Source organism: Streptomyces sp. KL116D, from assembly GCF_030766975.1.
Taxonomy (GTDB): domain Bacteria; phylum Actinomycetota; class Actinomycetes; order Streptomycetales; family Streptomycetaceae; genus Streptomyces; species Streptomyces longispororuber_A.
Genome location: NZ_JASERH010000084.1, coordinates 432,252 through 456,236 on the forward strand (window position 1 = coordinate 432,252; position 23,985 = coordinate 456,236).

At 71.1% G+C, this 23,985-nt stretch carries 19 protein-coding genes and 1 pseudogene; 10 read left to right on the forward strand and 10 right to left on the reverse strand.

Annotated elements, in window-relative coordinates; translation table 11 throughout:
* Window positions 1-52 precede the first annotated feature (52 nt).
* Both RBJ77_RS34210 and RBJ77_RS34215 read right to left on the reverse strand, forming a co-directional pair.
* On the reverse strand, window positions 53-3,796 hold the full coding sequence (locus RBJ77_RS34210; RefSeq protein WP_372348528.1) for a S8 family peptidase: 3,744 nt from the start codon (window positions 3,794-3,796) through the stop codon (window positions 53-55).
* A 332-nt stretch (window positions 3,797-4,128) separates the two neighbouring features.
* Window positions 4,129-4,818 carry a TetR/AcrR family transcriptional regulator gene (locus RBJ77_RS34215; protein WP_372348529.1) on the reverse strand — a complete coding sequence of 230 codons (690 nt, stop codon included), beginning with the start codon at window positions 4,816-4,818 and terminating at the stop codon, window positions 4,129-4,131.
* Between the two features lie 249 nt (window positions 4,819-5,067).
* Here RBJ77_RS34215 and RBJ77_RS34220 point away from each other — a divergent pair, with 249 nt between their 5' ends.
* Complete coding sequence (locus RBJ77_RS34220) at window positions 5,068-6,141, forward strand: helix-turn-helix transcriptional regulator (RefSeq protein WP_372348530.1); 1,074 nt, start codon at window positions 5,068-5,070, stop codon at window positions 6,139-6,141.
* Window positions 6,142-6,148: 7 nt separating this feature from the next.
* Here the strand turns inward: RBJ77_RS34220 and RBJ77_RS34225 are convergent, their stop codons facing one another.
* Window positions 6,149-6,835 (reverse strand): Pr6Pr family membrane protein, encoded by a 687-nt coding sequence (locus RBJ77_RS34225; protein WP_372348531.1) that lies wholly within the window; start codon window positions 6,833-6,835, stop codon window positions 6,149-6,151.
* Window positions 6,836-7,036: 201 nt separating this feature from the next.
* Between RBJ77_RS34225 and RBJ77_RS34230 the strand changes: the two genes are divergently transcribed.
* The 3 genes from RBJ77_RS34230 to RBJ77_RS34240 all read left to right on the forward strand — a co-directional run bounded on the left by RBJ77_RS34230 (window position 7,037) and on the right by RBJ77_RS34240 (window position 10,691).
* Entirely contained in the window at window positions 7,037-8,398 is a 1,362-nt protein-coding gene (locus RBJ77_RS34230) for a hypothetical protein (protein ID WP_372348532.1), read from the forward strand.
* 126 nt (window positions 8,399-8,524) lie between these two features.
* The gene (locus RBJ77_RS34235) at window positions 8,525-9,913 is read left to right on the forward strand and encodes a hypothetical protein (RefSeq protein ID WP_372348533.1); all 1,389 of its coding nucleotides are present in this window, start codon (window positions 8,525-8,527) and stop codon (window positions 9,911-9,913) included.
* A gap of 139 nt (window positions 9,914-10,052) precedes the next feature.
* Window positions 10,053-10,691 carry a QsdR family transcriptional regulator gene (locus RBJ77_RS34240; RefSeq protein ID WP_372348534.1) on the forward strand — a complete coding sequence of 213 codons (639 nt, stop codon included), beginning with the start codon at window positions 10,053-10,055 and terminating at the stop codon, window positions 10,689-10,691.
* A gap of 77 nt (window positions 10,692-10,768) precedes the next feature.
* Here the strand turns inward: RBJ77_RS34240 and RBJ77_RS34245 are convergent, their stop codons facing one another.
* On the reverse strand, window positions 10,769-12,124 hold the full coding sequence (locus tag RBJ77_RS34245; protein ID WP_372348535.1) for an MFS transporter: 1,356 nt from the start codon (window positions 12,122-12,124) through the stop codon (window positions 10,769-10,771).
* Window positions 12,125-12,248: 124 nt separating this feature from the next.
* Here RBJ77_RS34245 and RBJ77_RS34250 point away from each other — a divergent pair, with 124 nt between their 5' ends.
* The 3 genes from RBJ77_RS34250 to RBJ77_RS34260 all read left to right on the forward strand — a co-directional run bounded on the left by RBJ77_RS34250 (window position 12,249) and on the right by RBJ77_RS34260 (window position 13,760).
* A complete protein-coding gene (locus tag RBJ77_RS34250) occupies window positions 12,249-13,112 on the forward strand; it encodes a LysR family transcriptional regulator (RefSeq protein ID WP_372348536.1) in 864 nt (287 codons plus the stop codon).
* 130 nt (window positions 13,113-13,242) lie between these two features.
* Entirely contained in the window at window positions 13,243-13,443 is a 201-nt protein-coding gene (locus RBJ77_RS34255) for a hypothetical protein (protein ID WP_372348537.1), read from the forward strand.
* A complete protein-coding gene (locus tag RBJ77_RS34260) occupies window positions 13,440-13,760 on the forward strand; it encodes a transcriptional regulator (RefSeq protein WP_372348538.1) in 321 nt (106 codons plus the stop codon). Before RBJ77_RS34255 ends, RBJ77_RS34260 begins: the two co-directional genes overlap by 4 nt.
* A 1,212-nt stretch (window positions 13,761-14,972) precedes the next feature.
* Here RBJ77_RS34260 and RBJ77_RS34265 read toward each other — a convergent pair.
* Together RBJ77_RS34265 and RBJ77_RS34270 are read right to left on the reverse strand one after the other, a co-directional pair.
* On the reverse strand, window positions 14,973-16,430 hold the full coding sequence (locus tag RBJ77_RS34265; RefSeq protein ID WP_372348629.1) for a sensor histidine kinase: 1,458 nt from the start codon (window positions 16,428-16,430) through the stop codon (window positions 14,973-14,975).
* A gap of 44 nt (window positions 16,431-16,474) precedes the next feature.
* Window positions 16,475-17,207, reverse strand: a pseudogene (locus RBJ77_RS34270) (response regulator transcription factor).
* 128 nt (window positions 17,208-17,335) lie between these two features.
* Between RBJ77_RS34270 and RBJ77_RS34275 the strand changes: the two are divergent.
* The 3 genes from RBJ77_RS34275 to RBJ77_RS34285 are packed head-to-tail and all read left to right on the forward strand — an operon-like array spanning window position 17,336 to window position 19,969.
* Window positions 17,336-18,706 (forward strand): ferric reductase-like transmembrane domain-containing protein, encoded by a 1,371-nt coding sequence (locus RBJ77_RS34275; protein WP_372348539.1) that lies wholly within the window; start codon window positions 17,336-17,338, stop codon window positions 18,704-18,706.
* Between the two features lie 8 nt (window positions 18,707-18,714).
* Complete coding sequence (locus RBJ77_RS34280) at window positions 18,715-19,149, forward strand: FMN-binding protein (RefSeq protein ID WP_372348540.1); 435 nt, start codon at window positions 18,715-18,717, stop codon at window positions 19,147-19,149.
* A complete protein-coding gene (locus RBJ77_RS34285) occupies window positions 19,142-19,969 on the forward strand; it encodes an FAD:protein FMN transferase (RefSeq protein ID WP_372348541.1) in 828 nt (275 codons plus the stop codon). The genes RBJ77_RS34280 and RBJ77_RS34285 overlap by 8 nt, the downstream gene beginning before the upstream one ends.
* A gap of 8 nt (window positions 19,970-19,977) precedes the next feature.
* On the opposite strand, the gene RBJ77_RS34290 is transcribed toward RBJ77_RS34285, so the two are convergent.
* The 4 genes from RBJ77_RS34290 to RBJ77_RS34305 form a co-directional block, all read right to left on the reverse strand.
* Entirely contained in the window at window positions 19,978-21,267 is a 1,290-nt protein-coding gene (locus tag RBJ77_RS34290; RefSeq protein ID WP_372348542.1) for an MFS transporter, read from the reverse strand.
* Between the two features lie 111 nt (window positions 21,268-21,378).
* A complete protein-coding gene (locus RBJ77_RS34295; protein ID WP_372348543.1) occupies window positions 21,379-22,122 on the reverse strand; it encodes a sulfite exporter TauE/SafE family protein in 744 nt (247 codons plus the stop codon).
* On the reverse strand, window positions 22,119-22,487 hold the full coding sequence (locus RBJ77_RS34300) for a rhodanese-like domain-containing protein (protein ID WP_372348544.1): 369 nt from the start codon (window positions 22,485-22,487) through the stop codon (window positions 22,119-22,121). Before RBJ77_RS34300 ends, RBJ77_RS34295 begins: the two co-directional genes overlap by 4 nt.
* Before the next feature lie 88 nt (window positions 22,488-22,575).
* Window positions 22,576-23,934 (reverse strand): rhodanese-like domain-containing protein, encoded by a 1,359-nt coding sequence (locus RBJ77_RS34305; protein ID WP_372348545.1) that lies wholly within the window; start codon window positions 23,932-23,934, stop codon window positions 22,576-22,578.
* Window positions 23,935-23,985 lie beyond the last annotated feature (51 nt).

Genomic DNA, 23,985 nt, shown 5'->3' on the forward strand with positions numbered 1-23,985 from the left:
CCGCACCGGCCGGGACGGTGTCGTGGAACCGGGACCGCGGTCTGCCGCTCCGCTATCTGAGGCCGAAGGCGTCGGTGACCGTCTGCGTGACGGTGTCACCGGCGTCGTTGGCGCCGCGCAGACGCAGGGAGACCTTGCTGTTCTCGGTGTCCTCCGCCTTGGGCAGGCGCAGGGTCACCGTCCAGGTGCCGTCGGCGCGGTGGGTGACGCTCGCCTTCTTCCATGTGGTGCCGGCGTCGACGGAGTAGGAGAGTTCGGCTGACGTGGGGTGGTTCCCGGTCGCGAGGGTGAACTGCAGTTCCTTGCCGCCGGGCACCTTGCCGTAGTCGTCGGTGGGGATGTCGTAGCGAGGGGCGGGCAGGTCGGGGTCGGTGCTCGCGTCGGCCTTGAACTCCCAGGTGGTGGCCACGTGGGTGGAGTAGCCCCAGGTGGGCTGGTTCTCCCGCCTGGCCTCCGTCTCCAGGCGGTAGGTCGCCGATTCGGCCACGGTGGGCAGTCCGAAGATCTCGAACGCGGGCCCGCCGCCGACGAGTTCGTCGTTGCGGTACCACTTGGTGTTCACGATGTCGGCGCCGTTGTTGGGTCCCGCGAAGTGGGAACCGGAGCTGTCCCCCCAGGTGCGCGCGTTGATGCGGAGCATGGTGGGGCTGAGCCGGGCGAGAACGCCGTTGCCGACGAAGGGGGCGATGCCGGGCCGGAGCCAGTCCTCGTGCGAGCGGGCGCCCGGCTTCGGGGAGGTGTCGGCGGGCTGGAACGTGTTGTTGACCTTCGTGCCGCCCACGTGGGAGAAGACCATCATGCGGGTCCAGTGGGTGTCCGGCATGAGGAACTCGGTTCGTTTGAGGGGAAGTTGGATCTGCTCGGCGTATCCGCTGGTGCGGATCACCGAGCCGTGGGCGGCGAGCCGGGCGGTGTTGCCCAGCATTGTGCTGCCGTTCGTGGAGTGGTAGTCCGCGTCGTACCGTGCCATCTCCGTGTCCTTGGCCGTGTGCGTCACCTTGTCGGTGCCGCTGTTCTGGCCACCGATGACCAGGTCGTACAGGTACGGGCTGTCCGGCGCGTAGTCGATGCTCACCCGGGTGCGGGCGCGGCCCAGCCGGTCGGCTTCCGCCTTGGTGACCGTGTAGGCGGGCAGCGCCGAGGTGAACTGCATGTCCTGGTAGAGGGTGTTGTCGGGGCCCGAGATCAGTACGGCTGCGGCGCCCGCAGCCTTCAGCGCGGATGTCTGGGCGGCGTACGTGGTGTCCGGGATGGTGTCGAGCAGGGCGATGGCACCCTTGAGGTCCTTGCCCGCGAGGTCGGTGGCCGTCGCCTTGCCGACGGGAACGACGCGGTAGCGGTGCTCGCCGCGCGCGGCGGGTGCGCCCCAGACCGGCTGCGGGGCGAAGCCGGGGCCGCCGAGGATCCGGGCGGTCACGTCCTGGCGGTACCAGGTGGCCCGCTCCGACCACTGGAAGGAGCCGCGGGACCCTGCCGACAGGGCGCCGAGGTAGACGTTCTCGTTCCACTGGTCGGGGATGATGAAGCGCGAGCTGGCGAAGCGGGCGGAGGAGTCCGGGTCGAAGACCGAGCGGTACCAGCCGAACTCGCGGTAGCGCACCTCGCCCGTCCGCTCGCCGCGCAGGTCGACCTTGCGGGCCTTGGAGGCGTCGAGCGGCACGGTGATGGTGTCGCCGGCCTTGGCCGCGATGTTGGTGTCACCGACCATGGAGCGTTCGACGACGGTGCCCGACGAGTTGTGGCCCAGCAGTTGCGCGATGATGGTGTAGTGACCGGGCGCCAGGCGCAGTTGGGGCTGTCGGCCCGGCGTGATCTCGTAGTCGGAGTTCTTGCCGCCCTTGTCCTCGGCGAACACCTGGATCTTGCCCCCGATGGCGTCGTGGCCGCCGTCGTGCCGGGTGACCGGCAGGTTGATCGTGGCGCGCGGGGTGTCCTTGAACACGGCGGAGGGGGTGCGCACCGTGACGCCGCTGTCGGCGGTGGCGGTGACAGCGCCTGAGTAGGTGCCGGACGGGGCCTTGGCCGCATCCAGGGTCAGCGTGGCTGTGGCGGTGCCCTTCGCGGGGAGTGTGATCCGGCTGTCGGAGAGCGTGAAGGCGCCGTCCGCGGCGGGCTGCCCGCCGACGGTGAAGTCCGCTGCCAGGTTCAGGCCGACCGGGCTTTCCGTGGTGTTGGTGTACGTGATCTCCCGGGACAGTGTGTCCGTCTGTTCGGCGCTGACCACGGGGAAGTTCAGGGTGGCCGGGCTCGCGAGCACCTTCGCGTCGGTGGCTCGCTTGGCGCGTATCTCGCCGCTGCCGTCGGTGAACACGCCCTCCTGGCCGGGTTCGGCGGTTCCGACGAGGGCGGCCTTGATCTGCTGTCCGGTCCAGTCGGGGTGGGCCTGGGCCACGATCGCGGCGGCGCCGGCGACGTGCGGGGTGGCCATCGACGTGCCGTCGGCGGCTGTGTAGCGGTCGTCGACCGGGCGGCCCATGGACGTGCCGGTGGCGCGCGCCGAGACGATGTTCACGCCGGGGGCCGTGACGTCCGGCTTGAAGCGGCCGTCCTTGAGGGGGCCGCGACTGGAGAAGCCGGCGATCCTGCCGTCCGCGTCGACGGCGCCCACGGTGAGGGCGTCGGCGGCGGCTCCCGGAGCGCCGACGGTGTCCGGGCTCGATCCGGAGTTGCCCGCGGCGATCACGAAGAGGGTTCCGGTCTCCGCGGACAGGCTGTTCACGGCCTGGCTCAGGGGGTCGGTTCCGTCGGCTCCGCCCGCGCCGCCGAGCGACATGCTGACGATCTTCGCTCCGGAGTGCGCGGCCCAGTCCATGCCTGCCAGGACCTCGGAGTCGGTGCCCTGTCCCGCGTTGTCGAGCACCTTGCCGATGTAGAGGTCGGAGGCCGGGGCGACGCCCTTGTGCCGGCCGTCGCTCGCGGTTCCGCTGCCCGCGATGGTCGCGGCGACGTGGGTGCCGTGGCCGTGGCCGTCGACGGCGCCGGCCTCGTCGGTGAAGTTCCTGGTCTCCTTGATCCGGCCGGCGAGGTCGGGATGGGTGGAGTCGACTCCGGTGTCCAGGACGGCGACGGGAACACCCTTGCCGTCGAGCCCCGCGGCCCAGGCGTCGGGCGCCTGGATGCGGGAGACGTTCCAGTCGACGTCGGTGGCCTTGACCGGTTTGTCGAGCCACAGCTTGGTCATGCCGTCGGCGAGCCGGTCGCCGGACTGCCGGATGCCGTTCCAGAACGTGTCGGCGTCGGACTTGTCCGTACGGAAGGTGGCCGTGCGCAGCCGGTCGAGCCTGCGGACCTTCCGGGCGCCGTCGGGGGCGGCGAAGGACTTGGAGTTCTTGCCGTAGGTGGCGATGAGCGGGATGTCGGGCGAGGTCTTGTCGTCGAAGCCGAACGTGAGGAGTTGGGTGACGTCGAACAGGCCGGGGTCGAGCCGGCCGGCTGCGATCAGTGGTTCCGCGGTCTCGGGGGTGACGTGCACGTGGCCGTCGTCGCTGGTCACGACGTTCAGGGCCGGTGCCGGACGGCCCGGTCGGGGCAGGGCGACGACGCTCGGCCGTCCCTGCGGGTCCGTGGTCACCTGGAGCTTGTCTCCCGTGACCAGTGTCAGGGTCCTGGCGGGCGTGGCCGCCTTCTTTCCCGCGATGACGGGCAGGGCCGGGATGCCGTCGTGGGCGTGGGCGGCCGGAACGAGGGCAAGGGTGAGGGCGGCGCCCACCATGCCCACGGTCGCCAGGCACGCCGGTCGGCAGCGTGAGCCGTCGACGGGGATCACCCGTCTGACCGCTCTGTTGTCTCGGGACACGAACACTCCTTACACGTCGTGCAGTTGAGTGGCCGTACGGGACGGACGGGCCGAACCGACAGCCGTGACGTCCGGCGCACCCGGCCCGCGGAATTTAGCGTTACGTCAAGAGCGGGCGGTGTGCCGACGTGGACGTGACAGAGCGAAGCGTGTGGTGCCGTGGTGCGGCAACGGTTCGTGGGTGGCGGGGTTCTGCCACGGCACGGAGCCGCCACCGCTGGCATGCCCGGCCGGTGCGGGCCGGCCGGTGCGGGCCGGCCGGTGCGGGCCGGGCGGATCGGGTGGTGCGGATCGGTTGGCGCGGGCCGGGCGGACCGGGTGGACCGTGGATCTCAGCGAGGTGAGTCGTCCTGCGATGCGGGTCCGTGCTGCGGCTGTGCGGTGACCGCCGGACCGTCCAGGCTCGCGCACATGCGCTCCAGCAGGGCGACGAACCGCTCGTCCAGTTCCCGCACGCCGATACCGAACTCCTTGGCGTGTGCCGAACGCGCGAGGATATAGCCGTAGTTGACGGACTTGAGGAAGGTGTGCAGAGCGACGGGGTCCACGTCCGCCGCGACGTATCCGGCGGCGATGTCGCCCTTCAGCCGGTCCTGCGTGGTGTCCCGGTGCGGCATGACCTTGAGCTTCGGGTCGCCGTCGAGCAGAAGGAGAAGCACGAGGCGGATGGAGGTCACGTACCGAAGACAGCCGCGCACCGCCCGTGTCATCCGGTCGCCGAAGCGGTGCGGTCCGTCCTCGACGAGGAGCTGAGTGCGGCGCTCGGCGGCGGTGCGCTGCAGCGCCGCGCGCAGCAGGTCGCGGCGGGAACCGAAGTAGTGGTAGACGAGGCCGCGGTTGACCCCGGCCCGGTCGGCGACCTCGCGCAGGTTGAGGCCCGCGAGTACGCCGTCACGGTCGATGAGGTCCAGGGCGGCCTGCTCCAGCATCCGCCCGGTCGCTTCGCTGTCCATGGTGGCCCTGCCGCGTCGCGTACCGGGTTCCTTGGCCTCTCCGCCCTTCCCGTCTGCCGAAACCGCCACCTTGACCACCTGTTCGCCTCGCCGATCCGGTGGCTCACGGTACGCGACGGCGCGACCGTGTTCCTCCGTGGAGTGGCGTGGCTGAGGGCTGGGGGAGTGGGCGCGTCATGGGATCGGTCCCGGCGGGAAGGGCGCGCTGCTCGACACGGGAGGGTGCGCGGCGTTGTGATGTGCTCGGTGCCGCGGACGCCGGCTGCCGGAGATTCCGGTACGGTCCACCGTCGCAGAACGCCTGCCCGGGCAGGGGTGATGCGGTCCGTCGACTTACCGCCATGGCCGAACCCCGCCACCGGGTCGGCCCGTGAAGCCCAGCGAAGGAAACCCCGTATGTTCCAGGCGATCGGTCTCGACTCCTCCCAAGAGCGCATCTACCGGCACCTGTTGACCCACCGCGTGAGCGACGTGCCCACCCTCGCCGCTCGGCTCGCGCTGCCCGCCGGCCTCGTGGCCCGAGCCCTGCGCCGATTGGAGCGGATGGGGCTTGTCACGGGGGCGGACGCCGGCGTGCCCGGGTGGGAGGTCCTTCCGCCCCGCGATGCCATCCGGGCGCTGACCGCGCGGCACCGGCTGGACCTGACTCGGGCGGAGACGGAAGCCGACCGGCTCGCAGCGGAGTTCCGGTCGGCGAGCGATGCACCCCAGCTCCACAGGACCATGGAGCTCGTCGTGGGCGCGGAGGCGCTGGCCGCGCGCTTCCGGCAGTTGCAGCTCGAGGCGGAGCGGGAGGTGTGTGCGTTCGTCAGCGCGCAGCCCACGGTGGTGTCCGGAGCGGAGAACACCGCGGAGCACGAGGCGGCGGCGCGTGGTGTGCGCTACCGGGTCGTCGTGGAACGCACGGCGCTGGCCCGCCCCGACGTGTTCGGCCAGCTCCGGGCGGCGCTGGAGCGGGGGGAGGAGGTGCGTGTGGTCGACCGGCTGCCGGGCAGGCTCCTGATCGCCGACGGAGCGGTGGCGATGACCCCGGTCGAGCCGGTGGAGCAGCGGCCCGCCGCGTTCCTGGTGCACGGCAGTGCACTGCTCGGCCTGCTGGCCGGCCTCTTCGACACGGTGTGGCGGCAGGCTCCGCCCCTGGTCCTCGGCCGGGACGACGCGGCAGCGGATGCCGACGGGGTGGACCGTGCGGTGCTCTCCTTGATGCTCACCGGACACAGCGACTCCAGCGCCGCCAAGCAACTGGGCATCGGCCTGCGCACCCTGCAGCGGCGGGTGAGCCGCATGATGAAGGTGGTCGGTGCCACGAATCGGCTGCAACTGGGCTGGCACGCGGCGGACCGAGGCTGGCTGACGGAGTCCGGGACGCGAACAACGGTTGCGCTTGATTAGCACAATGCTAATGTTCGCCGATGCCGCGGCGGTGGCGGCGCGCGAGTGCCGCGTCGGCCCGCATCAGCAGGAAGGAGAGGAGGAGCGCGACGGCGAGGACACCGGCAATGTTGATCAGGGCCCGTGGGTAGCCGAGTTCGGTCACGTCCAGGAACGGATAGGGATACCAGTCGGTGGCGGCGCCGTGGGCGAGTGTGTAGCCCAGCCAGGCGGCCGGCCAGAGGAAGGCCCGGCCGACGGTGGGCAGGTCGATGCGGGGCCAGGGGCCGAACAGCAGCCAGCCGACCAGGGTCGCGACGGGTGCGATGCCGTGCAGTCCGATGGTGACGGCCAGGGCCAGACCGTGGAGGTGGACCTTCGGGGCCAGTAGGACGGCGAAGACCAGGCCGGTGATGGCGATCCCCAGCAAGGTGTCGAGGCGGAGGACCCGCCACACGCGGCCGTCGCGGCCCGGGCCCAGCAGGAGGGTGACGCAGCAGACGGCCACCAGCACGTTGCTCTCGATCGTGAAGTAGCTGGCGAGCCGGACCAGTCGGGTGAGCGTGGGGACGCCGGCGTTGGTGGCGCCGGAGTTCGCGTCCCGGCCGCCGGTGAGCGTCAGGACGAGCTGGGTGACCAGGGAGGCGCCGACGACGGCCAGGAGGGCGGCGTTCCACATCTGGGAGATGCGGCCCTCGGAGTTCGTGGATGTCACGGCTTCACGTTAGGCGCGCCAGTGATCCGGAGGGTCCCGCGGCGTGCCGTGGCGTGCGTTTCTGTGCCCGCCACCAGTTGGAACAAATCTTCAGAAGATCCCGAGTGAAACATTATTGACGAGTGTTCCGAACGGGATCTAGCGTCCGTGCCACTTCCTTCAACACCCCATCCGCCACACCGACTTGTGGAAGGCACCTCCATGCGCTCACGGCTGACCGGGCTCGGCGTCATCGCCGCTGCACTCGCACTCGGCATCACTTCCTTCCCGCCGCTCACCCGACCCGTCGAGGCTGCCGAGCGGTCCGGCTCGGCGGACTCGGGCGCAGCAGCGGCCGCCTGCTTCTGGTTCGGCCCCACCAGCCGCATCGTCGACTCGGACGACAACTACGCGTTCCCCGATTCCGGGGCCCGTTACTGGGGCGCCGACTTCACCCTGCCCCACGGCGCGCGCCTGACCTTCGACGGCGCGTTCGCACACGCCCGGTACCAGTCGCTGAACAGCTACAACAGCGAGACGCACGGCCCGACCGACGCCCTCAACGACGTCTCCACCGCGCCGGACCCGGGATCGCGCAATCCGTACCTCCCCAACGCGCTGCGCGCCGGGAACGGCCACCGTTCCTACACGGCGCAACTGGTCGGCGAGCAGCCCCCCGCCGATCCGGCCGACCGCGCACCCAACACCCTCTACGCGGGCGTCCCCGGCCAGCAGCAGGTGGTGCTGGCCTACCGGGTCTACCTGCCCGACCGCGGCAAGGACGCCACCGGCGGCGTCGGGCTGCCCCGGCCGACCCTTCACCTCGCCGACGGAAGAACGGTCACCGGACGCGCGGTGTGCGATGCGGTCCAGGCCCAGCAGCAGACCCAGCCGCCGGTGACCCACCTGCCGCCGAGCACCTATCAGGCGCTGCGGGACCAGCCGGGCAAGCCGGTCGGCTTCCCCGCGGACCCGACCCCGGTCTGGCGCGCCTACTACAACTCCCCGTTCGCCGTCGGCTGCGTGTACCAGGGCAAGTGCTCGGGCACGCCGCCGCGGTCGGGCGGGCAGTACTCCAACAAGGACAACCAGTACGTCTCCGCTTACGCCAGCCGAGCCTTGGGCAAGGTCCTCGTACTGCGGGGCAAGCTGCCGGTCACCCCGGCCACGGTTCGGCGCGACCCCTTCATGCGCGGCAACCCCGACATGCGGTACTGGTCGATCTGCTCCAACGAGAGCTACGCGACCACCCGGGGCGTGGCCTGTCTGTACGACGAGCAGCTGGTCACGGACGTCGAGGGGAACTACACCATCGCCCTGAGCCTGCCCGAGGACCGGCCGGCCAACGCGACCGCCGCGAACGGGGTCAACTGGCTCACGCTGTCCCCGCGCGGAGACGGAGCGGGCCACCTGGACGACACCATGCTGCTCATCCGGAACATGCTGCCGTCGGCCGGCTTCCACCACGCCGCCCAGGACACCGAGGTGCCCGGCGACGAAGCATCCGTCATGGGCCCCTACCTGCCCACCGGTCGCTACACCACCACCGAGGCCTTCGAGGCCATGGGCACCGCCGTCCACTGATGCCCGCGGGGCCGCGCCGGAACCGCGGCACGGCCGCCGCGGCCCGTGGCCGGCCCGTGCCCGCCGCTTTGGACCGCGCTCTTCCCTCTGCCCGCCGCACGACCGACACGATCCCGAGGAAGCCGCATGCGCGCCCTGCTCCGACGTCCCCGCCCGCCGGGCCGACGCCGCCTCGCCGTCACTGCGACGGCCACTGCCCTCGGCCTGATGGCCGCGCCCGCCACCGCGGGCCAGGCCGTCGCCGACAGGCCCCCGACCGCTGCGGAACCCGCGCAGCAGAACTCCTCGTGCTTCTGGGTCGGCCCCTACAGCCACGCCGAGGACCGGTTCAACATCGCCTACCTGGACACCAACGCCGCCTACTGGACCAGCCAGTACACCATCCCCGCCGACGCCCGCCTGACCTTCAAGGGACGGTATCCGCACGCCCGTTACCAGTCGCTCAACACCTACGACGCCGTCGCCGCGACGCCCAGCGCCGCCCTGAACGACGTCCGGATCCAGCCCGACCCCGGCTCCACCAATCCGTTCCTGCCCGGCGCGCCGAGGACGCTGCCGCACCGCGACTGGACGGTTCACGTGTCCGCCGACCGTGCCCCGGACGATCCCTCGCAACAGGCTCCGAACACCCTCTACGGCAGCCGGAACGACCCGGCGAAGCAGGTGCTGTTCTACCGCATCTACGTACCGGACAAGGGGCGCGATGCCACGGGCGGGGTGGGCCTGCCCACCCCCGAACTCACCCTCGCCGACGGCACCGTGCTGACCGGCCGCGCCCTCTGCGACAGCCTGCACGTCTCCACCACCCCGGTCGCGCCGAAGCTCCGCTCCCTCAGCGACTACCTCACGGACCGGGACCAGCCCGGCAAACCCCTCGGATTCCCCGCACGGGACCCGCTGCTGTGGCGAGCCTCGTACAACGCGAGCTGGAACCTCCAATGCACCTACTACGGCAACTGCCCGCCGAATCCCGTGCGCGCACCCGGCCAGTACTCCAATCTCGACAACGCCTACCTCAACGGGTTCGCCAACCGAGCCCTGGGCCCCGTCCTGGTCCTGCGCGGCAGGATGCCCACCACGCCGCGCACCCAGCACCGCGTGCCGTTCATGCGACCGGCCCAGCTGCGCTACTGGTCCCTGTGCGCGTACGAGGCACACACCACACGGGTGGAGGGCGACGACTCCTGCATCGACGACGAGCAGGTGCCGGCCGACGCCGCCGGTGACTACACCCTGGTCGTCAGCCTCCCGCAGGATCGGCCGAGCAACGCGACCGTCGCGTGCGGGGTCGGCTGGATCGCCTGGCCCGAGAGGGGGGACGGGGCGGGCCATCCCGACGACGCACTGCTGTTGCTGCGGAACATGATGCCTGCCCGGCACTTCACGCACGCCGTGCAGAACACCGGTGTCCCCGGCGACGAGAGCGCCGTCATGGGCCGCTACCTCCCCACCGGGACCTACACCACCCCCGACGCCTTCGAGGCCGACGGCTGCTCCGGCCGGCACGGCCGCTGACCGCTCCGCGGCGGCCCGTGCCCTCCGGGAGGCGGACGGGCGCGGTTGAAGGAGCCTCGGCGAAGGTGACAAGCTGACCTTGCCGAGGCTCCGCTCCGCGACGGCAGCCCGCGCACGACGGCATCGGAGGGGTCGGAGGATGGCCGAGAGCACCCACGCCACCCATCCCGCTGCCCCCGCTCACGACACTCCCGTCGCCTTCCGGCGCGCCACCGCCGCAGACGCCCTTGAGGTGGCTCGCCGGATGTTCGACCGTGGCGAGCGCCTCGACATGCGTGTGCTCGCCGAACGCCTCGGCATCGGCCGAACGACCCTCTACCGCTGGGTCGGCGACCGGGAAGAACTCATCGGTTCCGTCCTGGCCGCCATGTCCGACCACACCTTCCGTCACACCCTCGCCCGTGCCCGCGGCGCAGGAGTCCCCAGGGCGCTCGGCACCATCCGGGCCTTCATGCAGCTCACCAGCGACTACCAGCCGCTGTGCGACTTCGCCGTCCGCGAGCCCGGCCCGGCCCTGCGCGTGTTGATGGCCCAGGACGGGGCTGTCGCCCGGTCCCTCCACCAAGGGTTCAAGGCCGCGCTCGACGACGCCGGCATCCAACTCCCCGAAGAATCCGGCACGGAGACCCTCGACATCCTCGTCCAGCTCGCCACCGCGCTGGAATGGACGCCCGTGGTGGTCGGCCAGCCGGCCGCCATCGACCGCGCTGTCCGCCTCATGCAAACCCTGCTCACAGCTGCCGGCCACCACTCCCGCTCTGTTCCGGGACAGCCATGAGGGGCGGATCCACTTGCGACCGCGTCCCCTTACCTCTGGAGTAGTCGTCTCGGCCTGTCTGCGCAGGCAGGGGTGATCTACCCGAACTTCCTCCCTTGTGGTCGCACCTGGTGCGTCGAGCGAGCAACCACCCGGGAGCGGTGGAAGGTCAGGGAGGCGGACGGCATTCGCTTCGAAGGACGCGTGAGCCAGAGGACCGTGGCGCAGATCGCGGGTACGGCTCCCGCCACCAACAGCGCTGTGCGGGGCCCGAATGTCTGGTTGACGGCGCCGAGCAGAGGGCCGCCGACGGCGCCGCTGCCGACGAACACGAGGACATACGCGCCCATGAGCCGGCCGCGGAACGCCTCGGGTGCACCGACCTGCACGGCGGTGTTGGTCGAGGTGTTGAGCAGGGTCGTCATGGCACCCATCGGGGCCAGGAAAGCCGCCAGGGCCCATGGACTGGTGGTCAGCGACGCTCCCATGTAGAGCACGGCGAGTGTTCCGCCGATGCTGAACAGGGCGCGTTGAGTGCTGTGCGGGCGGTGCGCGGCAAGGAGCGCACCCACAAGGGCGCCGGCCGCTGTGGTGGCGCTGAGCAGCCCGTAGCCGCCTGCATCGGTGTGCAGGACGGACTTCGCGTAGGAGGCGAGCGTCACCGGAAGGCTGATGGTGAACAGCCCGAACGCACCCACCAGGAGAATCGGCCACAGCAGGGCGCGGTTCTCGGTGAGGTGGCGGAGCCCTTCTCGCAGGCGGCGGTCGGACGTCGGGGGCGTGCTCGACCGGTGCAACTCGTGGGGGCGGATCAGGAGGAGCGAACCGAGTGGTGCGAGGTAGGTGAGTGCGTTGATGGCGAAGGCGTAGCCCGCGCCGACGCTCGCCATGAGGGCGCCGCTGAGCGCGGGTCCGATGAGGGCACCGATCTGCCAGGCGGAGGCGTTGAGCCCGATGGCGTTGCGCAGGTTGTGTGGTCCGACGACCTCGTTGACGAAGGCCTGCCGGGCCGGTTCGTCGATGGCGGTCGCGGTGCCGAGCGCGCAGGCGATGAGGTAGACGTGCCATACGGTCACCTGGCCGCTGAGGGTGAAGCCGGCGAGGGCGGCAGCGGTGAGGCCCATGGCCGACTGGGTGATGAGCAGCACGCGGCGTTTGGGCCAGCGGTCCGCGATCCAGCCTCCGGTGAGACCGAACAGGAGCGTGGGCAGAAACTGCAGCGCCGTGGTGATGCCCACCGCGGTGGCGCTGTCGGTGAGGGTCAGTACGAGCCAGTCCTGCGCAATCCGCTGCACCCAGGTACCGGTGTTGACGAGGAGCCGGCCTGCGAAGAAGAAGCGGTAGTTCCGCTCCCGCAGCGAGCTGAACAGATGGCCGCGGCGCGGGTGGCGAGATCGATGTGTCGGGGAGGGGGCGGAGGGCAGCGGGTCGTCGGGACCGGGCTGGCGGTTCACGGGTCAGTCACCTCATGAAGTCGGTGTGCCCCCATCGTTACCGCCTGTGAGTCATTTCGAAATGGAATCCAAGCTATTACAGTGATTGCGTTCCTCAATGGGTGAGACGGACGGGGCAGGCCGCATGTACAGCGTTGAGCATCTGCGCACCTTCCTCGCGGTGGCGCAACTCCTGAGCTTCACCCGGGCCGCGTCACAGCTGGGCCTTGCGCAGCCCACTGTCAGCCAGCACGTCCGCAAACTCGAAGACGCCGCAGGCCGGCCCCTGTTGGTACGCGACACGCGCAGCGTCGCGCTGACCGACGACGGTGAGGCGATGGCGGACTTCGCCCGGACGATCATCTCCGCCCACGAGCGAGCGGTCGACTACTTCACCGGCTCAGGGCTGAGCGGACGACTGCGCTTCGGCGTCACTGACGACATCGCCCTCACTCAAGTCCCCACCGTCCTGCGCGACTTCCGCAAGCTTCACCCGGGCATCGACCTGGCGCTGACGGTCGCCCAGGGGCCGGCGTTGCAGCGCCGCATCGAGTCGGGGCACCTCGACATCGCGCTCGTCAAGGCCGAACCGGGGGAGGGGAAGGGGCGCCTGGTCCGCCGTGACCGGCTCATCTGGGCGTCCGTCCCCGGCATCGAGGTGACACCGGACCGTCCCGTCCCGCTGATCGTCTACCAGGCCCCCAGCCTCAGCCGTGCACTCGCCGCCCGCGCACTCGACGCCGTCGGCCGACGCTATCGGGTCACGTGCACCGTGCAGGGGGTCAATGGTGTCCTCGCTGCGGTTCGCGCCGGACTCGGCATCGCCATCTTCACGCACAGTCTGGCCCCGGGCGACCTCGCCGAACTCCCGCCCGGTGCGGGCCTTCCGGAACTCGGCGAGATCGACCAGGTGCTCCTCACGAACCCCCGTGCGCGGACCGAACCGGTCGAGGCATTGGCGAACGCGATCCTGTCCAGGGCGAATCCGATGCGGGGGATGGGGCACTGACTGACCGTGCCGGAGAGTTCCTCCTGCGACGACTGGATCTCCCCCTCGGCATTGATGGCCGCCGCCCGACTCTCCGATCAACAGCACGGAGCAGAACCCGAGCGGGCTCGCTCGCCGCGCAAGGACCGGGGTGGCCCTGCGGTTCGACGTGCTGCCGAAGCGGGCGACCGTGCCGCTCGCCGTCGGCCTGCCCGTGCTGCTGCTGGGGGCACCGTTCGCGTTCCGCGTCACCGGACGTCCGGTGTGCCTCATCGCGGCCTCCCTGATCAGTGCCGCCATGTCCGTCGGCTGCCACGGTGCCTTCGTCCGCCTGCACCGGAAGACCTCGTGAGCGCCGAATCCCGCGACCCTCTGGAGGGCTTTGACACCACCATCCACGCCCCGAACCGGCTGCGCATCTGTGCCCTCCTGGACACCGCGGGCGAGGCGGAGTTCGGCTTGGTCCAAAAGCAACTCGACGTCTCCGGCTCAGCGTTGAGCAAACATGTCACCGCGCTGATGGACGCAGGCTACGCCGGGCAGCGCAGAGCGGTCCGCGACACCCGACAGCGCGTGTGGCTTCACCTGACCCGGCGAGGCCAGGATGCCTACCACGGGCACGTTGCGGCGCTGCGGGCGATCGTGGGGCCGTCGGATCCGGCACTTTGACCATCCATGGGTTCAGGAAGGGCCCTGGAAGAGGGACTGCCGCGGGGGGCGGACCTGGCGGAGGTAGCCCAGCGGGGTGGTGTTCAGGTGACTGCGGAAGGCGTATTGCAGGGATACGCGAGAGCGCATTGTTCGGGAAGGTGTTGAGCACACGCGCGGCCAGGAGCTGGGAGGCCGACGACGCGATCAACGGCACGTCGCGGACCGCCGGTTCGGCCAGCATGTGGTCGCGTAGGTAAGCGATGGTCTGTCGCAGATGGCGGCCTGCGGCGGGGGAGACCGGGCGGTCTCCGGTCAGCCGGACATGCTGGGAGCCGGTGCCAGGGAGGACGGCGGCAACTTGGTCCAGCAGTGTGGGGTCGAACATGATGAGGTTGTAGCGGGCGTGCTGGATGACACCCCTGTAACCCTCGCTTCCCGCGTGCACGTTCCCCAGACAGACCTTGCCGATGGGGCGGGCGTCGTGACTCATGTCGTAGTCGAACTCGAGCCGGTCGATGCTCGTCGATCCGACGCTGTACCGGGAAACCTGTGCCCTGGTGTGCTCGGCGGTGCCGCCGATCCGCATCTTCGTGTACGCCCTGCTGAGGAATTCCTCGGTGAGCGCGAGGTCCTCGCTGTCGAATCGAAGCGTGCTCATGTCTGTCCTCGTTCGTATGGCACCCCACAACTCCGCTGCTTATGTGCCTCTTTCGTGCCGCGGAGTGGTGCGCGCCTGGCAGACGAGTTCTCTCCCGTGCACGTTACCGGCCCTGGGAGATCGCACGCCGAGGCTTCGCAATCTGGATGTTCCCTGCCCTGATCTGCCCAGGACGCCTCTTCGTTTGGCGTGCTGTGCGACGAGACGGGCTGCGAAAGGGTCTACGTGGACGAACCCGCAGTCCGCTGAGGTGGTGCTGGGAGAGATGGCCATGATGACGGTGCAGAATGCCGAAGATACGTGTCTTGCGGATGCCTTGTTCTCCACCCGAGAGGCTCACGAGCGCGTCCAGAAGCTGCTTGTGTGGGTTCGGGAGGCGAGCGAGCGAGCCCGCGAGATGCAGGAGGAGGTCCGGCGACTGCAGGAGGAGGCACGCATGCGGGCCGAATCTCAGGCGGAGTCCGCTGTGGAGATGCTCGCGCGTGCCCTGAGAATGCAGGAGCACTTGCGCCCCTTGTGGGCACCGCAATAGTGGCTCGAACCCTGTTCGGGGGTATGGACCTGGAGAGGCGTCATCGCCTGCCGTGCGGCGCAGGTCCCCCCTTGCCGGCCTGGTCGTCCGAACAGGCACCGTCGGCCAGGCGCACGGTGAAGGTGGTGGCGCCCGGCTCGGTCGTCACGGTCACCGTTCCGCCGTGCGCGGTGGCGACGGCGTCGACGATCGAGAGGCCGAGGCCCGTTCCACCACCGTGTTCGCCGCGCGGACCGTCTCCGTGCACGAAGCGTTCGAAGAGGTTCTCGCGCAGGTCGGCCGGGATGCCGGGGCCATTGTCCGTGACGGTCAGCCGTACTCCGCCGTCACCTGATGCGGCCCGGACGGTGATGTCGGTGCCGGGCGGCGTGTGCAGGCGCGCGTTGGCGAGGAGATTCGCGAGGAGCTGCTGGAGGCGGTGCGCGTCGCCGCACATCGTGATCGGTTCCTCGGGCAGCTCCAGGGACCAGTGGTGACCGGGGCCTGCCGCGCGGGCGTCGGCGACGGCGTCCAGGACGAGCCGGGTGAGGTCCACCTGCTCGCGTTCCAGCGGGCGGCCCGCGTCGAGGCGGGCGAGCAGGAGCAGGTCGTCGACCATCGCGCCCATCCGGGTCGACTCGGCGGCGATGCGCTCCAGGGCACGGGTGATGTCCGGCGGGACGGGGCCCGGGTGCAGCAGGGCGAGTTCGGCGTGGCCGCGCACCGAGGCGACGGGGGTGCGCAGCTCGTGGCTGGCGTCGGCGGAGAAGCTGCGCAACCGCTCCTCGCTGCGGTGGCGCTGGGTGAGGGCGTTCTCGACGTGGCCCAGCATGCGGTTGAGGGCGTGGGTGACCTGGTCGACCTCTCGGCTGCGCGGAGGGGTGTCGGGAGCGCGCGCGGGCAGCGCTACTTCGCCGCTGCCCAGCGGGAGTTCGCTGACCCGGGTCGCCGTGGAGGCGATCCGGCTGAGCGGGCGCAGCGACCAGCGCACCCACAGGGCGCCGGCCACCCCGGCACCGATCAGCACCAGGCCGAGGACGATCGCGGCCACGAGTTCGAGGCGGTGCACGGCGGCCTCGACGGGCTCCAGCGGGAACCCGGTGAGCAGGACGTCGCCGTCGCGTCCCGGCCAGGCCGCGACGCGGTAGTCGCCGAGCGAGGAGAGCTCGACGCTGTGCCCCGTACCGTTCGGAGGCAGAGCGGCGAGAGCGCGCGCGTCCGCGGTGGACAGATCCACCGTCAGGGCGCTGCTGGAGCTGTCGGCGTGGACCACGGCGGCGTTGGTGACGGCGCCGTCCACGAGGCGGACGCCGAGGGTGCCCGTGGCCTGTCGGCGGGTGTCGCCGTGTTCGTCGCCGTCGTGGTCGTCGTGGGCCGTACGGCTGTGTTCGAGGCTCGCCGCGAACACGCTGCCGGTGTCGGACAGTTGCTGGTCGAGGCGGCCGGTGAGGAATCCGCCGAGTTCCAGGACCGCCGTGCCCCCGACGGCGGCGCAGCCGACGGTGAGCAGGACGAGCATCCCCGCGGTGAGCCGGGCGCGCAGCGTGTGCAGGCGCGGCCGTTTCACCGGTCCACCGGCTTCAGGACGTATCCGGCGCCGCGCACCGTGTGGATCATGGGGGGGGCGGCCCGCGTCGATCTTCTTGCGCAGATACGAGATGTACAGCTCCACGACGTGCGCCTGACCGCCGAAGTCGTAGGACCAGACGAGGTCGAGGAGCTGGGTCTTGCTCAGGACGCGGCGCGGGTGGCGCATGAGGCAGCGCAGCAGCTGGAACTCGGTGGGGGAGAGATCGATCGGGGCGTTGTCGCGGGTGACCTCGTGGGCGTCCTCGTCCATCTCCAGGTCGCCGACGACCAGCATGGACGCAGCTGCCCGTTCCCTGGTCATGCCCGCCCGGCGCAGCAGGCCGCGCACCCGTGCGACGAGCTCACCGAGGCTGAACGGCTTGGTCACGTAGTCGTCGCCACCTGCGGTGATTCCGGCGATGCGGTCCTCGACGGTGTCCCGGGCGGTGAGGAACAGCACGCACACGTGCGGCTGCTCGGCCCGCAGGTCACGCAGCACGGACAGTCCGTCGCGGTCGGGCAACATGATGTCCAGGACGACGGCGTCGGGCCGGAAGTCGCGGGCTTCGCGCACGGCGGCCCTGGCCGTCGCCGCGGAGCGCACCTCCCAGCCCTCGTAGCGCAGGGCGCCGGTGACGACCTCGGCGAGGTCGGGTTCGTCGTCGACGACGAGGACGCGCACAGGCGTGCCGTCGGGGCGGGTCAGGGCCGCGGGGCGTTGGTTCATGGCCCTTCCAGAGTCTCCCGGATTTCTCTGAGTTTCCTGTGAAGGCGGCCTCAGGCGCGGGACCTCAGAGCCGGTTCAGAGGTTGCCGCACCACAGTGGGCAGCTCGAACGCGCAGGAGGAGCCGCACATGACCACCACCACGCACGGTCCACCACCGGCGCGGCACCGTACGCCCGCTCCGCGACGGAAACGGTCTCCCGCCGTGCCGCTGCAGGCCGCGGCCTGGGCGGGCGGCCTGGCGGTGCTGGCGCTGTGGTGGGCGGACACCGGATCCGTGGTCGGCGTGGCCGGCTGGCTGACCGGGGCGGGCCGCATCACCGGTCTCGTCTGTGGCTACACGTGTGCTCTGCTGGTCGCTCTGATGGCGCGGGTGCCGTGGCTGGAGAACGGGGTGGGCAGCGACCGCACCGCTCGCTGGCACGCCGCCGCGGGCCGTTGGACGATCGGCCTTCTCGTCGCCCACATCGTGCTCATCACCCTCGGCTACGCGGCGCAGGCGCGAGTGGGCCCGCTGCCCGAGTTGAGCACGATCGTGTTCGACCTGCCGGAGATGCTCAAGGGCGCGGCGGGGGGCGCGGTGCTGCTCGCCGTGGGCTACACCTCGGTGCGCGCGGTACGGCGCCGCATGCGCTACGAAACCTGGTACTACCTGCACCTGCTCACCTATGCCGCGGTGTTCCTCGCCTTCTCCCACCAGGTGGCGCTCGGCGCCGACTTCGTGGCCGGGGCCACCGCCCGCACGGCGTGGTACGTGCTGTACCTCTCGGTGGCCTGCCTGGTGCTCTGGTTCCGGGTGCTGATGCCCGTGCGGCTCAATCTGCGACACCGACTGCGCGTCGAGGTCGTCGTGCGGGAAGCGCCGGACGTCCACTCGGTGTGGATCCGAGGGCGACGTCTGGACGAACTCGGCGCCGAGCCGGGGCAGTTCCTGCGCTGGCGGTTCCTGTCCCCGGGTATGTGGTACGCCTCGCATCCCTACTCCCTCTCGGCGGTGTCGAGGGGCGACCTGCTGCGCGTCACGGTCAAGGCACTCGGGGACCACAGCGGTGCCGTCGCCACCTTGCCGAGCGGTACGCGGGTGTGGGCGGAAGGCCCGTACGGGGCCCTGACCGCCGGACGACGCCGGCGGGGCAAGGTGCTCCTCGTCGCGGGCGGTACCGGCATCACCCCACTGCGCACACTGTTCGAGACGCTGCCTGCCGCGCCCGGCAGTCTCACTCTGCTCTACCGGGCACGTACCGCGGAGGAGTTGGCGCTGCGCGGCGAACTGGAGTCGATCGCGGCCGGCCGCGGGGCTCGGCTCCTGTATGCGCTCAACGGTCCGGACCACACGCGTTCCCCGTTCACGGCGGACCGGCTGCGGACGCTGCTGCCCGACATCGCCCGGCACGACGTGTACCTGTGCGGGCCACCCGGCATGGCGAACGCCGCGTACGACGCCCTGCGCGCGGCAGGCGTCCCAGGCACGCGCATCCACCACGAATCCTTCGAACTGTGAGCCCCGCCATGCGTTCCCACTCCGTCCGCCGCACCGTACTGACCTGCGTGGCGACCGTGACCGTGCCGGTCCTCGCCCTGTCCCTCAAACCGCACCACGTGACCCACGCCGTGCCCACCCCGTCCACGGCACCGGCGACGGGCGGCACCGGCAGCAGCTCCGCCGGTAAGCGCACGATCACCGGCTCCACCGTCCAGACCCGCTACGGGCCCGTCCAGGTCGAGGTCACTCTCGACGGATCCAGGATCACCGCCGCACGCGCCGTACGAGCGCCTGACGGCGACCCGCGCAGCCGGCAGATCAACGCCTCCGCGATACCGGTACTCGTCCAGGAGACCCTGGACGCCCAGAGCGCCCACGTCGACACAGTCTCCGGAGCCACCTACACCAGCGAGGGCTACACCAACTCCCTCCAGAGTGCCCTGGATCAAGCGCATGGCTGACCCCACGGGACTCCACCGGGTCGTCCACACCATGGGCACGGTCTTCTCCCTCACCCTGCGCGACGAGCCAACCCCTCTTCTGCGCAGTGCACTTGATGACGTCGAGAGCCTGCTGCACCACGTCGACGCGGTCTTCTCCCCGTTCCGGCCGGACAGTGCCGTCTGCCGGATCCGGCGGGGCGAACCAGTACCGCACCGGTGGGACGGCGAGGTGCAGCAGGTGCTGACGATGTGCGCCGACGCCGAGCGTCGCTCCGGAGGCTGGTTCTCGTCGCGGCACTCCGGGGCCTTCGACCCCTCCGGTCTCGTCAAGGGATGGGCGGTGGAACGCGCGGCCCGTCTGCTGCGGTCCGCAGGCGCCGAGCGCCTCTGCCTCAATGGCGGCGGAGACGTCCAACTGCACGGCGGCCCCTGGCGTGTGGGCATCAGCCATCCGCTGGCGCCGGGCAGACTCGCGGCGCGCGTCAAGTCCGTCGCGGGCCCGCTCGCCGTCGCCACGTCGGGTCCGGCCGAGCGCGGCTGTCACATCGTCGACCCGCACACGGGCGAACCCCCGAGCTACGGGCTCGCCTCCCTCACGGTGGTGTCCACCTCCCTCACCGAGGCGGATGTCGCCGCGACATCCGCGTATGCCATGGGAGGTGACGCTCGTGCCTGGTTGGAGGAGTTGCCGGGTGTGACGGCCTTCGCGGTCGAGACGGACGGTTCGACTTGGATGACGCGTCACGCCCCTGGCAGCTTTCAGGTGCAACGCCGATGGGACCGTGCAGCGTCTTCTGCTGTCACCATGCCCGTCCCGTTCCGGCGATGGCCACGCTGACGTGGCGTTCACTCCGCGTGCGGCATCTTGTGGGGTGGGGTGCGGTCGGTGATCCAGCGGGCGGCGAGGAGGCCCGAGGCGGCGGTGAGTGCGGCGGCGGTGATGACGGTGGCGCTGAGTCCGAGCGTGTCGGCGAGGACGCCCGCGACGAGGGCGCCTGCCGCGTAGCCGATGTCGCGCCAGAGGCGGTAGGTGCCGAGGGCGTTGACGCGCCAGGTGGGGTGGGCGTGGTCGGAGACGCAGGCGATGAGTGCGGGGTAGACCATGGCGGTGCCGAGGCCGAGGGCGACGGCCGACAGGATGCCCGCGAGCAGGGGTTGGTCCAGGAGGGCGAGGGCGAGGACGAAGCCGGCGGCCTGGACGAGCATGCCGGTGACGATCAGGGGTTTGCGGCCGATGCGGTCGGCCAGGTGGCCGGTGGGGATCTGGCCGATGCCCCACAGGATGGGGTAGAGGCCCTTGATGAGGCCGACGGCGGCCAGCCCGAGGCCGTGGTCGGTGAAGAGCAGGGGGAAGACGCCCCAGGTGAGTCCGTCGTTGAGGTTGTTGACGAGGCCGGCCTGGCTGGCGCCGCGCAGTGAGCGGTCCCGCCAGGAGGTGCGGGCGAACGTTGCCGCCAGGCCGGGCTTTTCCCCGGTGGGCAGGGGCTTGGGGTGCTGGGCGAGTTCGAGGGCCACGTGGGCGGCGGTGTCCCGGACGGCGAGGGACAGGGCGAGTCCGGCGACGACGAAGACGACGCCGAGGAGTTCCGGGACGGGGCGCAGGCCGTAGCCGGTGGCGAGGTAGCCGGTGAGCAGGGCGGTGACGCCGACCGCGGTGTAGCCGGCGGCTTCGTTGAGTCCGGTGGCGAGTCCCCGTCGGGCGGGACCGACCAGGTCGATCTTCATGTTGACGGTCATCGACCAGGCCAGACCCTGGTTGAGGCCGAGCAGGACGTTCGCGGCGACGATCCAGCCCCACGAGGGCGCCCAGGCGAGCATGAAGGGGACGGGGACGCCGATCAGCCAGCCCGTGAGGAGGAGTCGCCTGCGGCGGAAGCGGGCCGTCAGGGCTCCGGCGGCGAGGTTGGTCAGGGCCTTGGTGGCTCCGAAGGCGATGATGAACGAGAAGACCGCCAGGTCGCTGGTCAGGCCGAAGACGTCGGTGCCGATGAGCGGCACGGTGGTGCGTTCCAGGCCCACCAGACCGCCGACGGCGATGTTGACGACGACGAGGAGGGTGAACTGGAGCCAGTTCTCCCGCAGTCCGAGGCGCACGGCGGTTGCGGCGGGCCGTGTGGTGTGTGCGTTCGTGGTCATGCGTGGGTGTCCTTGAACGGTGCGGGTGTGGCTGCGGTGCGGTAGGTCCTGGCCCGGCCGGCTCAGGGCCGGACCAGGACGGCGCCGGTGGCAGCGGACCCCTGGAGGAGGTCAGACGAACGCGTCGACGAGCATCAGACCGGCGACCGCGAGGAGCACGTAGGCGAAGATCCGCCGGAGCGTGTCGCCGGTGAGCCGTTGTGCGTGGCGTTTGCCGTCCCAGGCTCCGAGGATCGCGGCCGCGGTGAACGGCGCGATGACGGCCCAGTCCAGGTCCACGGCGGTTCCGGCGCGGGCGCCGAGGGCGGCCAGCGAGTTGATGGTGATGACGAGGAGACTGGTGCCGACCGCCCTGCGCATGGGCAGGCGCAGCACGCGGACCAGGGCGGGGACGGCGAGGAAGCCGCCACCTACGCCCAACAGTCCGGTGATCGCGCCGAGTCCCGCTCCGGCGGCGCCCGCCTTGACGGTGCGCACCTCGCCGACGTCCGGGGTGTGTGCGGGCCGCAGCATGCCCATGGCGGCGACCGAGGCGACCACCGCGAAGGCGACGGTCAGCGCCGCCTGCGGCAGGTGACCGGCGGCCGCCCCGGTGAGCATGGCGGGGGCGACGCCGGCCGCCGCGAACAGCAGGCCGGTCCGCCAGGCCACGTTGCCGTCCCGGGCGTGTCCGGCGAGCGCGGTCACGGACGTCACGGTGACGATGATCAGGCTGGCGGTGATCGCTTCCGCCGGGCGCAGACCGAGCAGGTAGGTCAGGGCGGGGACCGCCAGGACACTGCCGCCACCGCCGAGTCCACCGAGGGCAAGTCCGACGACGGCGCCGGCGACGAGCGCGAGGATGAGGGCGCTCACGCCACCGAGCCGTTGTTTCCGCGAGTGTCGACGACCGGGTGCCCGGCCGCCGCCCATGCCTTCATGCCGCCCTTGACGTCCACGGCGTCCAGCCCGCGCGCGGAGAGCAGTTGGGCGGCCTTCTGCGAGCGGTTGCCGCTGCGACAGATCACTATCAGCGGCCGCCCCTGGGCGGCCTGCGGCAGGGCGGAGTTCGCGGCCAGGCCGGACAGGGGTGCGTACACGGCGCCGGGCGCGTGCCCGGCGCTCCACTCACCCCGCTCGCGTACGTCGAGCAGGACGGCTGGGGCGCCGTCGCCCTGGGTGCGCCGGTGGGCCTCTTCCACGCTGATGCGCTGTGTGGTGTTCCGGGAGAACAGGGACATCACAGAACCTTTCGATGAAGCGGTGTTACTGATGAGGGGCACTCGTCGGCTGGGTGCGCAGCGGTGCCGGGCCGCCGGGGTGGACCGGTCAGTCGGTGACGACGGTCAGACCTGCGGCGGTGGCGGCGTCGAACCCGTCGTCGACGGCCACCACGTCACGGCCGGCGGCGTCGAGCAGGGAGGCCGCGATCCCGGCGCGCATACCGCCGGCGCAGTGCACCCACACGGTGCCGGCGGGCACTTCGTCGAGGCGCTTGTGCAGCTCGTGGACCGGGATGTGGACGGAGCCCTCGATGTGTCCGGCGGCCCGCTCCGAGTCGCGTCGCACGTCGAGTACGACGGTCCGGGCGGTGTCCCGTCCGGCGAGCCCGGCGAAGGTGGAGCGCGGGAAGGACGCGAGCTCGGTACCCTCGGGCACCCAGGCGCGCGGGGTGCCGGTCGCCGCGGCGGCGGGCCGGTCGATGCCGACTCGGACCAACTCGCGCTGGGCCGCGGCCAGTTGCTCAGGTGACTCGGCGAGCAGGGTCACCGGCTTGCCCCACGGGATCATCCAGGCGAGGTAGGTGGCGATCTTGCCGTCCGCCTCGAAGTTGAACGACCCGGCGACGTGTCCCTCGGCGAAGGCGACCCGGTTGCGCAGGTCCACGACCCACTCGCCGGCCGCCAGCCGGGAGGCGATCTCGGCGGCGTCCGCGACGGCCGGGGGCGTCAGGTCCACCGGGTCGGGGCCGGAGGCGTTGACCGGGCCCATGTGCGCGTAGTAGGCGGGGACGTCCTCCAGCCCGGCCAGGAGCTCGGCGACGAAGGTGTCGACATCGGTGGTGAGCGCCGTATTGGCGGTCTTCTCCCGGCCGATGGTGGTGTCGTCGCCCTCGGCCTGGGCGGAGGAGCAGAAGCTGCCGAAGCCGTGCGTGGGCAGGACGGCCGTCTCGTCGGGGAGCTCGGCCGCCAGCCGGTGCGCGGAGGCGTGCTGGGCGCGGGCCAGCTGCTCGGTGAGGCGGGGTTCGACCAGATCGGGGCGGCCCACCGTGCCGATGAGCAGCGAACCGCCGGTGAACGCGGCCACCGGTGTGCCCTGCTCGGCGAGCACGTACGCGGTGTGGTGCGGGGTGTGCCCGGGGGTGGCCACCGCCCGTAGTTCGATGCCTTCTTCGACCGTGATCGTGTCGCCGTCGGACACCGGGGTCCGGGCGAACGACACGTGGGCCCCGGCGGGCACCAGGTAGAGGGCGCCGGTGATCCGGGCGAGCTCCAGACCTCCGGTGACGTAGTCGTTGTGGATGTGGGTCTCCACCACGTGGGTGATCCGCACACCGCGTCGGGCGGCCGCCGCCAGCACCTGGTCGATGTCGCGCGGCGGGTCCACGGCCACGGCCGCCCGCTCGCCGCCGGCGAGGTAGTGGCGGTTGCCGAGTCCCTCGAGCTCGATGGTGTCGACGAAGAACACGTGCTTGCTCCTTTGCTGGGAATTACCCCCGGGGGTATCTGTCCACCAAGG

Coding starts and splice junctions, on each gene's coding strand:
- RBJ77_RS34220 (WP_372348530.1), top strand. CDS start 5,068: ATGCGGTCCGTCGACTTACCGCCATGGCCGAACCCCGCCACCGGGTCG.
- RBJ77_RS34230 (WP_372348532.1), top strand. CDS start 7,037: ATGCGCTCACGGCTGACCGGGCTCGGCGTCATCGCCGCTGCACTCGCA.
- RBJ77_RS34235 (WP_372348533.1), top strand. CDS start 8,525: ATGCGCGCCCTGCTCCGACGTCCCCGCCCGCCGGGCCGACGCCGCCTC.
- RBJ77_RS34240 (WP_372348534.1), top strand. CDS start 10,053: ATGGCCGAGAGCACCCACGCCACCCATCCCGCTGCCCCCGCTCACGAC.
- RBJ77_RS34250 (WP_372348536.1), top strand. CDS start 12,249: ATGTACAGCGTTGAGCATCTGCGCACCTTCCTCGCGGTGGCGCAACTC.
- RBJ77_RS34265 (WP_372348629.1), bottom strand. CDS start 16,430: ATGCTCGTCCTGCTCACCGTCGGCTGCGCCGCCGTCGGGGGCACGGCG.
- RBJ77_RS34275 (WP_372348539.1), top strand. CDS start 17,336: ATGACCACCACCACGCACGGTCCACCACCGGCGCGGCACCGTACGCCC.
- RBJ77_RS34280 (WP_372348540.1), top strand. CDS start 18,715: ATGCGTTCCCACTCCGTCCGCCGCACCGTACTGACCTGCGTGGCGACC.
- RBJ77_RS34285 (WP_372348541.1), top strand. CDS start 19,142: ATGGCTGACCCCACGGGACTCCACCGGGTCGTCCACACCATGGGCACG.
- RBJ77_RS34290 (WP_372348542.1), bottom strand. CDS start 21,267: ATGACCACGAACGCACACACCACACGGCCCGCCGCAACCGCCGTGCGC.
- RBJ77_RS34300 (WP_372348544.1), bottom strand. CDS start 22,487: ATGTCCCTGTTCTCCCGGAACACCACACAGCGCATCAGCGTGGAAGAG.